This is a genomic window from Paenibacillus sp. 598K (assembly GCF_003851045.1).
Taxonomy (GTDB): Bacteria; Bacillota; Bacilli; order Paenibacillales; family Paenibacillaceae; genus Paenibacillus_D.
In genome coordinates this window covers 36824-51453 of sequence record NZ_BFBX01000001.1, presented here as the reverse complement: position 1 = coordinate 51453, position 14630 = coordinate 36824, and the positions used below count along the sequence as shown (strand labels likewise).

The window sequence follows — 14630 nt, the reverse complement described above, 5'->3', positions numbered from 1 at the left end:
GAATTACCTCCTTGAGACAATGTCAGAGGTGTCGTTAGACGCACCACTTATCCTTTGACTGCACCTGCCGCGACACCGCTAATAATATATTTTTGCAAGGCGATATACAAGATTACAATCGGCAAGGAGGACAAAATCAGGCTCGCCGTGATGATATCCCAGTCGCTGCCGAACTTCCCGAACAGCTTGTAGATGTTGATCGTCAGCGTCGCCGCTTCCTTGTCTGTCAGCAACAGGAAGGGCAGCAGGAAATCATTCCAAGTCCAGAGCGCGTACAGTATGGCAACGCTGCTGATCGCCGGCTTCAGAAGCGGAAATATAATCCGGAAGAAAAACCCGAGCTCGGAGCAGCCGTCCATGTATGCCGATTCGTCCAGCTCGCGCGGGATGCTCTTGACAAAGGCATGAATGAGAAACACCGCAAAGCTGCCTGTCGACATGTAGATCAATGACAACGCCAATGGGTTGTTTGTAATGTGGAGCGTCTTGGACAGCTGGACGAGCGGAATCATATAGGTATAGAACGGAATCATGAACGGAAATGTGCACAGCAAATAGATGAGCCAACTGAGACGGCTCCGGTCGCGCGACAGCTTGTAGCCCGCCAGCGCAGCCACGAGGATGACCCCTGCGACAGAAGTCGCCGTAATGATGATATTATTCACAAAGGCTTTGGCGAAGTTGGTCGAGGACCAGGCCCGGACGTAATTGTCGACATACAGCGCATGCGGCAAGGCCAGGAACGAGTCGAAAATTTCCCGGAAAGGCTTGAAGGAATTCAAGGCGATCAAGTAGACCGGGAACAAATACACGACCAGCAAGAGCAGCAGCAGTATTCCGATCAGAGGCGAAGCCTTCGATGTGCGCATCATGCCTCCACCTCCCTTGACTTGAAAAACTTGAGCTGAAGATATGAGACAAGCAATACGATCACGCCCAGCGTCACCGACTTGGCCATGCCGTAACCGAACCGATTGGCCGTCCCGAAGGCCTCATAATAAATGTTGAGCGCAATCGACTCTGTGGCGTAGCCGGGACCTCCGCCGGTCAATACAAAGATGGCGTCGAAAATTTTGAGCGAGCTCGTAATGCTGGTGAAGATGCAAATTGAGATCGACGGCATCAAAAGCGGCACCGTCATCGCGCGGAAGCGGGTCCAGCCGGTAGCTCCATCGAGGGAGGCCGCCTCCATGACGCTCGCATCGATTGTCTGGATGCCTGCCAGATAGATAATCATGTAATAGCCGAGGCTGAACCAAATATTCATCACGATGACCGCATATAAGGCCAGCTGCGGATGACCGATATAGTCGAGGTTGAGAAACTCCAGCAACGGACTAAGCTTGGCGATGTCGGGAAGTACTTCGATATACATAATCTTCCATGTAAAACCGACTACTACCAGACTGAATACATAAGGCAGGAAAAACAACGTCCGCAAGGTGTTTTTAAAACGCTTGACGCTCTCGATCAGCACAGCGAGCACCAGAGACAGCGCGTTGGATACAATAACCGTCAATGCGGTAAAGATAAAGGTAATCCATAATGAATAAAGAAATCGCGGATCGTCCGTGAAAAGCTCGATGTAGTTGTGAAGCCCGTTGAAGCTGGCGGTCCGCTGGATGCCGTTCCAATCGGTAAACGACAGCAACACGCCGCGAGCAAGCGGATACAGGAAAAAGACAGCGAACACAAGCAGAAAAGGCGCGGTAAACAAGAGCAAGGAAGCCGTGCTCTTGCCGCTGCGCTGACGTATGCTGTTCATCTCGGTTAGGTCCTCCTTCGAGCAGAGTCAAGCAAGGGCGGCAGGGTCTGCTCCCGCACCGCCCCGGATTGACGATGGTTATGTGCGTTGTATACGAGAGATGTTATACGGCGCGCCACTGCTTATGGCTTGTACAGCTTTTTCCAGGCGGCGTCGATATTGTCGTACAGTTGCTCCCGCGTCTTCACCTTCCCGATATAATCCTGCATCTCCTTGCCGATAATATCGGCCAATCCGCTTGGCCAGAAGTTGATCACAAAGCCGCGCGTTTTGCCGCCATCCGCGATATACTGCGCGACATCAGCGCTCAAGGCATTCAACTCCGCCTCCGGATGGCTCGCCGAGGTCGATTGCTGCTTCAGGATCGAGCCGACGGTCGCCTCCGCGCCTTCCTTGGATACCATCCACTTCAGGAATTGCTTCGCTTCCTCCGGATGCTTGCTATCCTTGGAGATATAGATAAACCCGTCCCCGTCCGCCAGCATCGTCGCATCCTCAGGGTTCTCGGATACCGGAATCGGCGCCAGTCCAAGCTCGACATCGGGCTCCAGCTTGACCATCTCCTCATAGGACCATACGCCCTGGATCGCCATGGCCGCTTTTTTGGTGCCGACCAGGTGGCTCATGTTGGAAAAGTCGCTCGACAGCGGATTATCGCCATCGTTGGCATTGTACAGATCGAACAGCTCGAAGGCCTGATCTAGCCGCTCCGTCTTGGTCTTCACGGTCCCGGCGTTCATCTCGTCATAGAATTGTTGAAAGTCGTCCAGCGTCGCGCCTTGCATCGCCCAGAACATATGGTAGCTGAGCCAGACATCCTTGAAGCCGGAGGCAAATGGCGTGATGCCCGCCTGGTTCAGCTTGTCCACCGCCTCCTTCATCTCGCTCAGCGTCTTCGGCGGCGCCGCGATGCCCGCATCCTGGAACGCCTCCTTGTTATAGATCAACCCGTATCCCAGCACCTGCGTGGAGACTGCATACGTCTTGCCGTTGTATTTGCCTCCCTCGCGGAAGTTCGGCAGGATCGCCTCCTCGATCTTGTCCGCCGTCAGGTCGAGCAACTGATCCGCATCGGCGAACGGCTTCATCGCCAGATAACCGGCATAGTTAAACAGGTCAGGCGCGTCCTTCGTAGCGAATTTCGTCTTCAATACCGAATCGTAGTTGTCGAATACATGGTCGAACTCCACCGTAATGTTCGGATACGTCTTGTGCAGCGCTGCATTGATCTCATCCTGATACTTCGGATAGTCGACGACCTGGGTCAGGAACTTCAACTTGACCGGCTCGGCCGCTTGCTCATCTGGAGCCCCGGCATTGCTCCCTTTCTCCCCCGAGCTGCAGGCGGATAATAGCAGCATGCATGCGACTGACACGAGTATGACCGGCTTTAATCCCTTTTTCATCCTGTAGACCCCTCTCCCATTTTGCATACTTAGATGAGAATCTGTTGTCGGGCTGACCGCCAGCAGCTCTTATTGGTAGTGTACGCGTTTTCATAAGGGTTAACCATGTACCATCTTGCGCTGCATTTGTACTGTATTGAACAGTTTACACGACAAAAACTGTAAAAACGACAAAAAGCTCCGTCATGCGGAGCTTAATTCGTTTTCCTATCCGGCTATACGGTTGTACCAGGTTATGATGTACCAAGCTATCGTGAACCGATCTGTTCCCGGTACGCTTTGGGCGAGCAGCCGGTATGCTTCTTGAACGCTTTGCTAAGATGGCTCTCGTCGTTGAAGCCTAGCTCGTCCACAATCTGGCGCAGCTTGACGTCGCGGTTCATGAGCATCTGCTTGGCATGATCGATCTTCAGCTCAGCCAAATATTCGAACAGATTGGCGCCGAATTCTTCCTTGAACATCTTGGAAATATACTCCTTGCTCAAGTAAAAACGCTCCGATAGTTCCTTGAGCGAATGCTTGCGTCGATAATCGCGCTCCAGGTAATCGCGAATGTCATAGATGACCTTGCGTTCCTTGCGCTGCTTGCGATCAAGCCTGGAGATCGAATCCAGAAACTGTATCGCGCAAGCCTGAACAAACGGCGGGCTCAACTCGCCGACAACCTGCTGTCTGAGCGACGCCAGCTCGGCAAAAAACGTCCGCTGATCCTCCATCTGATCCACGAGCCGCTCGAGCTGATAGAGCAGATCGCTGTTAAGCTTGCGAAGACTCGCGATGCTCAAATATTCCGACTGCTCGGCCTCGGCGTACACCGCCTCCACCGTCTGGCGGATGACGGTGAGGCTGCCGGAGTCGACCGCTGCCGCCAGCCGCCGCTCGCTCCCCCCGGTCTGATCCTTGCCCGGACGCGTCAGACCTTGCCGTTGATCGTAGTACGCTGTACGCGCCTGGTGGTCGCCCGCATGGAGCCAGGACAAGGCGGCACGCGCTTCATGGAGCGAGTCGCGGACCAGTTGCGGGCTGGCCCTCCAATTCCCGACGCCCATCCGCACAGCAATTCCTAGCAGCTGCCGCAGCTGGCGCTCCAGCTCTTCCAGCAGCTTGGCGAGCAGCTCGCGGTCAAGCGGACGGTACAGCACCGCGATCAGCTCGCTCTCCTGTTGCCGACTGCGGAACCATTTACCTTGTCCATCGAATAGTTCATTGACGATATTGACGATCGCATACAGCAGCAGATGGGGATTGGCATCGAAGCGGCGGCCTGCAATCTCGGCGAGATTATCCATCGTACAGACCACAGCGGCGTACGCCGCTCCGCTTGGCAGATGGGGCAAGTCCAGACTGCGCAGCAGCGCCTCCTCGTCGGCTCGCGTGCCGGTCATCCATTGATGGAACAGATCTTCGCTGAGCAGCGGCAGGCTCTCATTGAGCCTGCGCCGCACATCCAGCGTCTGCTCCCGCTCGCGCTGTCGCGCCTCCAGCTCCCGTACCGCCTGTCCGAGCGCCTCATCGAGCACCTCCCGGCGCACAGGCTTGAGCAGATAATCGACGACGCGCGAGGCGATCGCTTGCTTCATGTAGACGAAGTCGTCATAGCCGCTGATGACGATCAGCTGCATCTCCGGATACAGCACCCGCAGCTCCCGCACCAGCTCCGCCCCGCTGAGCCCAGGCATGCGCATATCGGTCAGGACGAGCTCGGGACGCTCGCGTGCGACCGTCTCGAGCAAGTCGTCGCCATCCTGGCACTCTCCGATCAGCGTGATCCCATGCGTTTCCCAGTTGGCTTGCTTGATGATGGCGCTGCGCACTCTCCGCTCATCATCCGCTACGATCGCTCGATAACCCATCTATCTCGCCCCTCCTTCCTTGCGACGGATCCCTATCCGACTCCACCTGACTTGCCGGTATTCTGAGCTCGATCTGCGTCCCTTGCCCTTCCACACTATGCAGCCGCAGCTCAGCCGCTAGCCCATGCATGAGCAGCAGCCGCTGGCGCACATTGATCAGACCGATCCGGTCTTGCTGGCCCCGCTCGAGCATATCGGGCGCCTCCAGCGCAGCCTGCAGCTCTGCCAGACGCTCAGGGGCAATGCCTACTCCGTTATCCGAGATCCGTATATACAACTTGTCCTCCTCCACGTTGCACTGCAGCTTCACCACGCCCGGCAGCTTGGACGGCTCCAGACCGTGGAGGATCGCATTCTCGACGAGCGGTTGCAAACATAGCTTGGGCACCATCCACTGCCGAGCCTCGTCCTGCACCTCGATGTGCGTCGTCAGCTTGTCCTCGAATCGGCAGGTCTGGATGAACAGATAATCCTCCACATTGCGCAGCTCGTCCGCCAGCTTGGCCTGGTCGCCTGCCTTCAAGCTGTAGCGCAGCATATCCGACAGCGCATGCGTCATCCGCACCAGCTCGTCGATTCCCTCATCAAGCGCCACGCTGCCGAGCGTCTGCAGCGTATTGTACATGAAGTGCGGGTTGATCTGCGCCTGCAGCGCCTTCCACTGCGACTCGCGGGTGGCCATGCCGAGCTTGTACTTGTCCGTGATCAACGCATCGATCTGCTGGATCATCCGGTTGTACTCCCGCGAGATCTCGCCGATCTCATCGGTCTGGGAGACGGCGATCGGCATCTGGAAGTTACCCTCTCCCGCCCGCACCATATGGCGCTTCAGCTTGAGCAGAGGACCCGTCAGGCGGATGGAGATGAAGGCTGTTGTACCGATCACGATCAGGACGATGCCGAGGGCGATCAGCAGATTAATCAAACGCGTCTTCTCAGCTTGGGCAACGATCACATGGACCGGGATTAGCTTGGCGACCAGATGGCCATTATGACTGGAGCGGGCATAGACGAGGCGCTGTGCCTCGTCGCCCGCCGACCCTCTGTATTCGAACGAACCGCTCTCCTCGTCCTCCGCTTGCATGCGGGTCAGTAGCTCGAGCGAAAGTGCGGTCGTCTCCGGATTGGAGCTGTAGAGCAGCTGTCCCTCCGCCGTCCACAGACCAATCTCCTCATCGGGATTGCTCATCCCGCCCTCGCTGATCCGCTGCAGCCGCGTCAGCTCATAATTGATCGTTAATACGCCCACCTCGGGCGTATAGCCCTTGATCTGCCGGGTGAGCGAGAAGACGGGGACACTTGATCTGATCCTGTACTCTGCCGGGTAGTCGGTCAGCCGATGCTGCGGCTCGACGATCAGCTCATCAGGCGCTTCGACCGCATGCCGATACCAGTCGCGTCCCTCGATCGCCTGCGCCGCCGGGAACGAGCTGTTCAGCGCCTTGTTGATCACATACAGCTCTTGATTGAGCGGCGTATAGAACAGCACCGAGTTCGTCTCCTTGTGCGCCAGATACAGCCCCATCAGCTTGCGCAGCTTCATATTATGCTGGATGAACTCGGTATTCGCCAGCTGGTACTCGGGCGAGAACAGCAGGTCGGAGTAAAAGGAGAGGCCGTCGTTTTCCAGTTGAACAAAATAATCGTCGAGCCGATGGACGAGCTGCTGCAGGATCACCGTATTATTAGCAATGTAGCTCTGCTCCAACTCCGACGCAAAGTTCCGGTAGGAGATGAAAATGGACAATAGCAGCGGTAACGTAATGACGGCGAGGAAGCTCGCGATCATCTTCGCGCGTATGCTCTGTAGTATGCCTTTGAACACGCTTACACCCCCGCTGGCTGTCGATCACCTTTGATTGGAGAACCATATGTGTACCAAGTATACGGTTCGACAGACGATTCGACAAGCACTATTCGACAGGGCTTTTATGGTTGTCCTAAATCAAACAAAAAAGACCGCTCAGTGTGAACGGTCGTCATTCCACTCCATGTGACTTTTCCCGTAACTGATCGATTTTGTCAGGAGAGAAGCCCGTAGCAGCAACGATGACTGCGGCATCGACTCCCAAATCAATCATACGTCTAGCTACTTCTTCTTTGCCTTCGATCTTGCCTTCGATCTTGCCTTCGATCTTGCCTTCGATCTTGCCCTCGATTTTGCCCTCGGTTTTGGCTACGTATCTTTCTTCCTTTATTATCTTTTTTAATGTTTGTTCCAAACCCATAATAGCCGCGCCTCCCTTCCCGTTTTTCACAAGCTCTTCAATATATGATGTGCCTTCAGGCAACTGTTGTTTCAGAACATTCGACATCCAAGCCGTAAACTTCTGCTGGCTATCCTCCGGCATTTGTTGAATCGTATGCATCAGCTTGCCGAGTCGTTCCAACAATTGAGCCTGATCTTCCGTTTGATCGAGTAAAAAAACAGAACCAATGGTATTGGACAAGGACAGCAATTCTTCTTCGGTATATCGAGCTACATCAATAAGTAAATATTCAAAATCCAATAATTCAGAACCAAACATCTGTTCATGGTTCAGCAATTTTCGGAACTGCCGCGCAGCGCTCCATCTTTTCTTTCCATTATACAGCACAATCGGCACAATGGGGGGCAGGCGGAACGTTTTTCGGTTGTCTAGAGCTTGTTTGTCATCATTTAACAAGTATCGCCAAATCTCCGCCTGATAAAGCAATAAACGATAAGGCATCCGATAATCAACGCTGGATTGCATCTCCAACAGTAAATAAAACACAACTTCCTGGCCATTCAAATTGACCCGGTAAACCAAATCGGCTTCCTGACGCTTAAAGTCCTGGAGGACAAAGGAATGCGGAATCTCCTGCACGTTAGTTTCGTCGATATCTTGCACCCATCCTTTATGGACAAAAGAAAGGAGTAATTCCACAAATAGTTTCTTGCTGGAAAGCAGAAAGCGATACGATGTATCATGTCGCTGGTGTATCGTTTCCTCGCGATCATCGGGCTTCAAACGCTTCGCTCCCATCGGTTTCTATTCTTTATTATATCGTCGCGGTTATTCAAAGGACTTCATTTCTTTAAATTATAGCACAAATGTTCGCATTTGAATATATGAAAGTCACCGATTCGTAATGTTACTTTGCTTCACGGATGCGACGAATATTGCGGTTCATGAGATGCCGGACCGCATGCTTGTACAGCCATTGCTTGACGGCTCCGAGCTGCTGCTCATGCTCGGCGAACAACGCGTCCGGAGCGTCGTAGATTCCGAGGTCGGCGACGATGCCTTCCTTTTGGATATACGTATCCCCGCCTTCCCAGTAGATCGGCGGATTGTGAAGGTCCTCTACAGCCGCCCCATAGCCGCAAAACGAACCGGTACACGAGCGGAACTTGGCCTGCAGCTGCGTCAGATAGGGCTGATCCAGAATAAAGCCCTCCAGATTGACCCACCTGCCTTCATAGTATACCTCGACCCAACTGTGCAGGATTTCTTCGGGCGACAGACGGTAATAGATGCCGGTTATCGCTCCCTTTTGCAGCAGCTTGTTGATCCGGAAGCCATGCATTCGGCAAGGGACGCCGACCGCCCGCAGCAGCGCCATGAACAGCACGCCCTTCGTATTGCATTGGCCGTAGCCATCCTTTAATACTTGCGATGCGGGGATGGCATCGCCACTGTTATAGCCAAAGCTGATCTCATCGCGCACATAATTGTAGATCGCCAATATTTTGCCCTGCTCGTCCAGACGGTCCCAGCGCTTCGCAGCGGCCAAGGCGCGGAGAGCGGGATGCTCGTAATCCAGCAAAGCTGTAACGGCTGTGTAGTCCTGTTTCATGGTTGAAGCACCTCCTGATTCCAGTATAGGGCTACATGAAACGGGAAACTTTCAAAAAGACGCTATCCTTGCGAATATCCGCCGCGCTCATCCCGAGCAAACGTCTGCTGGCAGCGGCAAAGTGCGAGGGACTGTCAAAGCCGGCTGCCAGCGCAGCCTCGGTTATGCTGATCCCGTCAAAGATGCTGTAATAGGCTTTTTGCAGCTTGTGCAGCACCAGATAGCTGCCGAGCGCTATCCCGGTCTGTTCCTTGAACAGATGCGACAGCCTGCTGCTCGACAAGCTCGCCGCTCGCGCCAGCTCATCGATCGGATGCTCGCTATGGCCGCATTGGCTTAAGCTATCCAGCGTGGCGACAATACGCGCGTCCATCAGCCGGGGTATCTCATAGCTGAAGCCCAGTCGCCGCAGCAGCTCGATCAGGAATGTCCTGTAGTCCTCGGGCCCGCGCACGTGCGGGTAGTGTTCGGCAACGTATCGCCCTGCCTCTGCTGCACTGCTGTCATCTAACAGCCGCATCGACTGCCCCGCCGCATAACGTCGCAGCATATCCCCCAGCACCGACGCCCGGTCAGCTAGCAAGAGCAGCACCGGACCGCCGGACAAGCTGTGGGTCACGTTCGACCCAAGCACGAAGCCGTGCCCAGAGACCAACTCGTCGTCGATCCCCATCCTCACAGGCTGCTCCAGGCCAAGCGTCAGCTGCAGGAAGGTGTGCTTGTGGCTGGTCGCGTCGATGGAGGGTGTGATCGCCAGCAGATGCTCGTCTCCGCCGTACAGGATCATTGGGACCTCTCTGCGTAGATCCGCAAGGCCTGGCGTAAGACGTCTTCAGCGATGCCGCTCCTGCCGCTGATCCGCTCTGCCCATGCCTCGATGGAGTCCAACTGACTCTCCTCTTCTCTGCCATCCTGGTAGCTGACGAAGCTTTTGTCCGCATCGAATTCCCAGTGCGCGACCTGTTCAGGTAGGAACAAACGCTTCTCGACCAGCGGCCTCCTCAGCGTCCGCTGTGCTTTTTCTGCGGCAGCGAACAGCTCGGCCTCTGAGGCCGGACGCAGGTAGAAGGTTTGGCCGCTTGTTTTCCCGTTGGGCCTTTTGTAGTGCACTTCCAGATGGTCAGGCTGAACGTTCAGCTTAACCGCAGCCCCCGGGAAGAATCCGTCCAGAAACTGCTCGGTGTACGCCTCATCGTCAGCGTCAATTCGTATCGGCTCGATCCATTGATCGCCCAGATCGCATAGATACTTCTTGCCCTCTCCGCTTACTGCGACTACAGCCACATGCGAATGCGGCGTCAGAATGGCGTAGCTGTGCAGCTCCTGCTGCCTGAACTCATCGATCAGCCAGATCGCCAGATCAAAGCAATTGCCCGATGTGCCGTACTGCTCCCGATGCAGCCGCATCAGCTCGATGCTCCTCTGCTTCGGCACTGCATCCACCTGGCTGTACCAGGCCTTCGTGATCGTCTCCATCGGGAAATCGTCAAACCTCCGCCACACATCCAGAACATCCTTGCTCGCTCTCATTCGTATCCCCCTCTATCGACATCATACCTCCATTATACTTGGAATTTGCGGTGCGAGCTTGCAAAAAAAGACCCGTCTGAAATCAGACGGGCGTATGCGGTCGCTTAGGATATCCCCTTTTCTGCTGAACGTCAATCCATCGACAAAACGACTTCCGAATCGAAGTCGTTCCTGCTGGCCTATGATAACTCTGAAACTCCTCACCCTCACTGCGCCGTATAACCACCATCCACCAAAAGGGAAGCCCCTGTGATCCCTCTCGACTTGTCGCTGGCGATGAATGCTGCGAACTCGGCAATCTCTTCCACATCCAGCAGCCGCTTCTGGGGTACGAACGGAAAGATCACGTCCTCCAGCACCCGATCCAGCGATACCTGACGGGTTCGCGCCAGCTCCTCGAGTTGCCCCCGCACGAGAGGCGTATCGACGTAGCCAGGGCAAATCGCGTTGACCGTAATTCCGTCCATAGCTCCTTCCAATGCGGCCACCTTCGTCAAACCGATCAGACCGTGCTTCGCGCTATTATAAGCCGACTTCCCGGCAAACCCGACCACGCCGTTGATCGAGGCCATGTTGATAATTCTGCCATAGCCCTGGCTCTTCATAAGCGGCATGACGTGCTTGATGCCAATAAAAGCGCCGATCAGCATCACCCGCAGCATATAATCGAAGCGCTCGACTGGAAAATTCTCGATGAGCGATACATGCTGCAGCCCCGCATTATTGACCAAAATATGAACCGTACCGAAGGCTTCGACAGCCCTTTCCACCGCAATGCGGACCTGCTCCTCGTCGGTGACGTCACAGGCGACGCCGATCGCCTCACCTCCCGCTGCCTGTATCGATGCTGCCGCTGTCTGAGCCTTGGCCGCTGTAATATCCGCTGCCACGATGGCCGCCCCCTCCTGAGCGAACCTCTGTGCCAGTTGCAGACCGATCCCGCTGCTCGCGCCTGTAATCAAGGCCGTCTTCCCCAAAAGCAGCTTGCTCATAGCAATCGCCTCCCTCCCTCAGCCCCGCTCGATCAGCAGCGCCACGCCTTGGCCGCCGCCCACGCAGAGCGAAGCGATGCCGTAGCGGCCGTCCCGCCTGCCCAGCTCATGCAGCAGCGTCACGAGTATGCGAGCTCCGCTGGCGCCGATCGGATGACCGAGCGCGATCGCGCCGCCGTTAACGTTAAGCCTGTCATCCGGAACGCCCAGCTCCAGACTGACGGCAAGCGCCTGAGCCGCGAACGCCTCGTTCAGCTCGAACAGGTCGATATCTGCGATCGACAGACCGGTCCGCTGCAGCAACTGACGGATCGAGGCGATCGGTCCGAGCCCCATCCACTGCGGATGGAGGGCAGTGCTGGCATAGCCGCGGATCGTGGCAAGCGGCTGCAGTCCCATCGCCTCCGCCTTGTCGGCAGACATGACGACCAGCGCGGCAGCCCCGTCATTGATGCCGGAGGCGTTGCCTGCCGTCACGGTGCCGTCCTCGCGGAAGGCCGGACGCAGCCTCGCGAGTGTCTCCGCGCTTGTCCCCGGCCGAGGATACTCGTCTCGATCGACGAGCAGGTCAGCTCCTTTCTTCTGGGGGATGGACACCGGCACGATCTCCTCGTCGAAGCGTCCGGCGGCCATCGCCTGCTCCGCCTTCTGCTGACTCCATGCGGCGAAGCGATCCTGCGCCTCGCGGCTCAATCGATACTTGTCCGCGATCTGCTCGGCCGTCACGCCCATTGCGACATCGCAGGTTGCGCACCATAGCCCGTCGCGCAGCATCGAATCGACGAGCGGCGAGTCGCCCATCCGCAGTCCGGCACGCGCGCCTTCCAGCAGATACGGCGCCCGGCTCATATTTTCCATTCCGCCGGCGACGACGATATCTGCATCGCCCGCCCGGATCGCTTGTGCCGCCAGCATGACCGACGACAGACCGGAGCCGCATACCTTATTGATCGTCGTCGCCGGCACCGCATCGGCGTACCCGGCCTTCAGCCACGCCTGCCGAGCCGGATTTTGGCCCAGCCCTGCCTGCAGCACATGGCCCATCAGCACCTCGTCGACCGCCGTCGCCGCTACGCCGGCCCGCTGCAGCGCCTCCTGGATGACGATGCTACCGAGCCGGATCGCTGGCACTCCGGACAGGGCGCCTTGGAAGCTGCCGATCGCGGTGCGGGCGGCGCTGACGATAACCGCTGCTCTGCTCATATCCGCTCACCTGCCAGTGCCGGGCTGACGCTGTACGTCGCCTCCGTGCTCGCTTGCACCTCATCGAGGCTCACCCCGGGCTGCAGCTCTGTCAGCACCATGCCGCTAGGCGTAACGTCGAAGACGGCCAGGTCGGTAATGAGCCGGTGAACGACACCTTTGCCTGTTAGCGGCAGCGTGCAGGCGCGTTTGACCTTGGATTCGCCATGCTTGTTCATATGCTCCATGATGACGACGATTCGCCGGGCGCCATTGACGAGATCCATCGCGCCGCCCATCCCCTTGACCATCTTGCCCGGGATCATCCAGTTCGCCAGATCGCCGTCCTCCGACACCTCCATGCCGCCCAGAATCGCCAGATCGATGTGGCCGCCCCGGATCATGGCAAACGACTCGGCGCTATCGAAGTACGAAGCGCCAGCGATCGCGGTGACGGTCTCCTTGCCGGCGTTGATCAGATCGGCATCGACCTCCTCCTCGGCGGGATACGGACCGATCCCGAGCAGGCCATTCTCGGACTGTAGCATCACCTGACAGGTGTCCGGGATGATGTTGGCGATCAGCGTCGGCAGTCCGATGCCCAGATTAACATACATGCCGTCCTCGATCTCCTGGACGGCCCGATGGATAATACGCGTGCGCGCTTCGCTCATGCTCCTGCCTCCTCATGCTGCCGAACGGTGCGCCGCTCGACCCGTTTTTCATACGCCCCGCCCTGTACGATGCGCTGCACATAGATGCCCGGCGTATGGATCTCGTCCGGATCCAGCTCGCCTGTCTCGACGATGTGCTCCGCCTCGACGATCGTCAGCCTGCCGGCGGCTGCGGCAAGCGGATTGAAGTTGCGCGCCGTTTTGCGGTAGCGAAGATTGCCCGACGTGTCAGCCTGCCATGCCTTGACGAGCGCGACATCGCTGACGATCGCCTCCTCCAGCACATAGATGCGTCCGTTGAATACGCTATGGGGCTTGCCTTCGGCGACCGACGTCCCTACCCCTGTAGCGGTATAAAAGGCGGGGATGCCCGCTCCGCCTGCGCGGATGCGCTCGGCCAGCGTGCCCTGGGGCACAAGCTCGACTTCGAGCTCGCCGCTCAAATACTGCGCCTCGAACGTCTTGTTCTCCCCAACATAAGAGGAGATCATCTTCTTGATCTGCCGACTCTCCAGCAGTAGACCCAGTCCCCAGTCGTCGATGCCGCAATTGTTGCTAACGACCGTCAGCTGACTGGCGCCATGCTCTCGCAGCGCGAGGATCAGATGCTCGGGGATGCCGCACAGGCCGAACCCGCCGACGATGATCGTATCGCCGTCGCGGATGGCTTGCACCGCTTCCCGAACCGAAGGGTATCGTTTGTCCATAATGAATTGCTCAACTCCCTGTCTTGGTCATGGTATAATGAATCCGAAGCTTCAAGCACGCAACGGATTGTTACCGTTTCCATATTAACGATACAGGGAATCGGGCCGGACGAAAAATTCAAATGCGACATGCCAGCCATGCCATACTGTCATGACGCTGTATATTGCCTAACTAGGGGAGCGTTGCCGGTGGATGTGAGGAATCTGAATTATATACTGGAGGTCGCCCGGCAGCAAAACATAACCAAAGCCGCCGAGCATCTGCATCTGTCGCAGCCTACCCTCAGCAAAATCATCAAAAATGTCGAGGAGGAGCTCGGCGTTACGCTATTCGATCGGTCGAGAAAACAGCTCAAATTGACGGACAGCGGGCTTGCTGCCGTCCGTCAATTTCAGATTATCGTCGAGGCTGCGGTCGAGCTGCGCCGCGAGCTGGAGGAGCTCGAGCACCTGGAGTCGGGAATCTTGACCATCGGGCTGCCGCCTGTCATCAGCTCGGTGTTCGTCCCCCGGATGGTCGCAGGCTTCCAGAAGCAATATCCGCGTATAGACATCCGTATGGTCGAGGAAGGCGCCAAAACGATCGAAAGACTCGTGCAGAACGGACAGCTGGAGCTTGGCTTCGTCGTCTCTCCCGTGGATGAGCAAGCCTTCGATCGCTTGCCGCTGCTCGAGCGGCGGCTGTCGCTGGTCGTGCAC

At 56.8% G+C, this 14630-nt stretch carries 14 protein-coding genes; 1 reads left to right on the top strand and 13 read right to left on the bottom strand.

The window, feature by feature from the left end; genetic code table 11:
• Window positions 1-47 precede the first annotated feature (47 nt).
• From PA598K_RS00195 to PA598K_RS00135, 13 genes are all read right to left on the bottom strand, one after another.
• The gene (locus tag PA598K_RS00195) at window positions 48-872 is read right to left on the bottom strand and encodes a carbohydrate ABC transporter permease (RefSeq protein ID WP_128654912.1); all 825 of its coding nucleotides are present in this window, start codon (window positions 870-872) and stop codon (window positions 48-50) included.
• Entirely contained in the window at window positions 869-1765 is an 897-nt protein-coding gene (locus PA598K_RS00190) for a carbohydrate ABC transporter permease (protein WP_128654911.1), read from the bottom strand. The genes PA598K_RS00195 and PA598K_RS00190 overlap by 4 nt, the downstream gene beginning before the upstream one ends.
• Before the next feature lie 122 nt (window positions 1766-1887).
• Window positions 1888-3171 carry an ABC transporter substrate-binding protein gene (locus PA598K_RS00185; protein WP_185601345.1) on the bottom strand — a complete coding sequence of 428 codons (1284 nt, stop codon included), beginning with the start codon at window positions 3169-3171 and terminating at the stop codon, window positions 1888-1890.
• Between the two features lie 248 nt (window positions 3172-3419).
• Entirely contained in the window at window positions 3420-5024 is a 1605-nt protein-coding gene (locus PA598K_RS00180; RefSeq protein WP_128654909.1) for a helix-turn-helix domain-containing protein, read from the bottom strand.
• A complete protein-coding gene (locus tag PA598K_RS00175; protein WP_128654908.1) occupies window positions 4996-6849 on the bottom strand; it encodes a cache domain-containing sensor histidine kinase in 1854 nt (617 codons plus the stop codon). The genes PA598K_RS00180 and PA598K_RS00175 overlap by 29 nt, the downstream gene beginning before the upstream one ends.
• Window positions 6850-7003: 154 nt before the next feature.
• Window positions 7004-8017 (bottom strand): Rpn family recombination-promoting nuclease/putative transposase, encoded by a 1014-nt coding sequence (locus tag PA598K_RS00170; protein WP_260405195.1) that lies wholly within the window; start codon window positions 8015-8017, stop codon window positions 7004-7006.
• Between the two features lie 124 nt (window positions 8018-8141).
• Window positions 8142-8846, bottom strand: a complete 705-nt coding sequence (locus PA598K_RS00165) for a transglutaminase-like domain-containing protein (protein ID WP_128654906.1) — start codon at window positions 8844-8846, stop codon at window positions 8142-8144.
• Between the two features lie 31 nt (window positions 8847-8877).
• Complete coding sequence (locus tag PA598K_RS00160) at window positions 8878-9633, bottom strand: helix-turn-helix domain-containing protein (RefSeq protein ID WP_128654905.1); 756 nt, start codon at window positions 9631-9633, stop codon at window positions 8878-8880.
• Complete coding sequence (locus PA598K_RS00155; protein WP_128654904.1) at window positions 9630-10376, bottom strand: hypothetical protein; 747 nt, start codon at window positions 10374-10376, stop codon at window positions 9630-9632. The genes PA598K_RS00160 and PA598K_RS00155 overlap by 4 nt, the downstream gene beginning before the upstream one ends.
• A gap of 206 nt (window positions 10377-10582) precedes the next feature.
• Window positions 10583-11368: a 3-hydroxybutyrate dehydrogenase gene (locus tag PA598K_RS00150; RefSeq protein WP_128654903.1), complete on the bottom strand. Its 786-nt coding sequence runs from the start codon at window positions 11366-11368 to the stop codon at window positions 10583-10585.
• Window positions 11369-11386: 18 nt separating this feature from the next.
• On the bottom strand, window positions 11387-12571 hold the full coding sequence (locus PA598K_RS00145) for an acetyl-CoA C-acetyltransferase (RefSeq protein WP_128654902.1): 1185 nt from the start codon (window positions 12569-12571) through the stop codon (window positions 11387-11389).
• Window positions 12568-13224 carry a 3-oxoacid CoA-transferase subunit B gene (locus tag PA598K_RS00140; RefSeq protein ID WP_128654901.1) on the bottom strand — a complete coding sequence of 219 codons (657 nt, stop codon included), beginning with the start codon at window positions 13222-13224 and terminating at the stop codon, window positions 12568-12570. The genes PA598K_RS00145 and PA598K_RS00140 overlap by 4 nt, the downstream gene beginning before the upstream one ends.
• Complete coding sequence (locus PA598K_RS00135) at window positions 13221-13931, bottom strand: CoA transferase subunit A (protein ID WP_128654900.1); 711 nt, start codon at window positions 13929-13931, stop codon at window positions 13221-13223. Before PA598K_RS00135 ends, PA598K_RS00140 begins: the two co-directional genes overlap by 4 nt.
• A gap of 189 nt (window positions 13932-14120) precedes the next feature.
• On the opposite strand from PA598K_RS00135, the gene PA598K_RS37635 reads away from it, so the two are divergent.
• Window positions 14121-14630 (top strand): LysR family transcriptional regulator (locus tag PA598K_RS37635; RefSeq protein WP_260405194.1); only part of this gene is annotated, 510 nt, incomplete at its 3' end.

What these genes read in the sequence shown, in the direction of transcription:
- PA598K_RS00195 (WP_128654912.1), bottom strand. Translation starts at nt 872, where the DNA reads ATGATGCGCACATCGAAGGCTTCGCCTCTGATCGGAATACTGCTGCTG.
- PA598K_RS00190 (WP_128654911.1), bottom strand. Translation starts at nt 1,765, where the DNA reads ATGAACAGCATACGTCAGCGCAGCGGCAAGAGCACGGCTTCCTTGCTC.
- PA598K_RS00185 (WP_185601345.1), bottom strand. Translation starts at nt 3,171, where the DNA reads ATGAAAAAGGGATTAAAGCCGGTCATACTCGTGTCAGTCGCATGCATG.
- PA598K_RS00180 (WP_128654909.1), bottom strand. Translation starts at nt 5,024, where the DNA reads ATGGGTTATCGAGCGATCGTAGCGGATGATGAGCGGAGAGTGCGCAGC.
- PA598K_RS00165 (WP_128654906.1), bottom strand. Translation starts at nt 8,846, where the DNA reads ATGAAACAGGACTACACAGCCGTTACAGCTTTGCTGGATTACGAGCAT.
- PA598K_RS00160 (WP_128654905.1), bottom strand. Translation starts at nt 9,633, where the DNA reads ATGATCCTGTACGGCGGAGACGAGCATCTGCTGGCGATCACACCCTCC.
- PA598K_RS00155 (WP_128654904.1), bottom strand. Translation starts at nt 10,376, where the DNA reads ATGAGAGCGAGCAAGGATGTTCTGGATGTGTGGCGGAGGTTTGACGAT.
- PA598K_RS00150 (WP_128654903.1), bottom strand. Translation starts at nt 11,368, where the DNA reads ATGAGCAAGCTGCTTTTGGGGAAGACGGCCTTGATTACAGGCGCGAGC.
- PA598K_RS00145 (WP_128654902.1), bottom strand. Translation starts at nt 12,571, where the DNA reads ATGAGCAGAGCAGCGGTTATCGTCAGCGCCGCCCGCACCGCGATCGGC.
- PA598K_RS00140 (WP_128654901.1), bottom strand. Translation starts at nt 13,224, where the DNA reads ATGAGCGAAGCGCGCACGCGTATTATCCATCGGGCCGTCCAGGAGATC.
- PA598K_RS00135 (WP_128654900.1), bottom strand. Translation starts at nt 13,931, where the DNA reads ATGGACAAACGATACCCTTCGGTTCGGGAAGCGGTGCAAGCCATCCGC.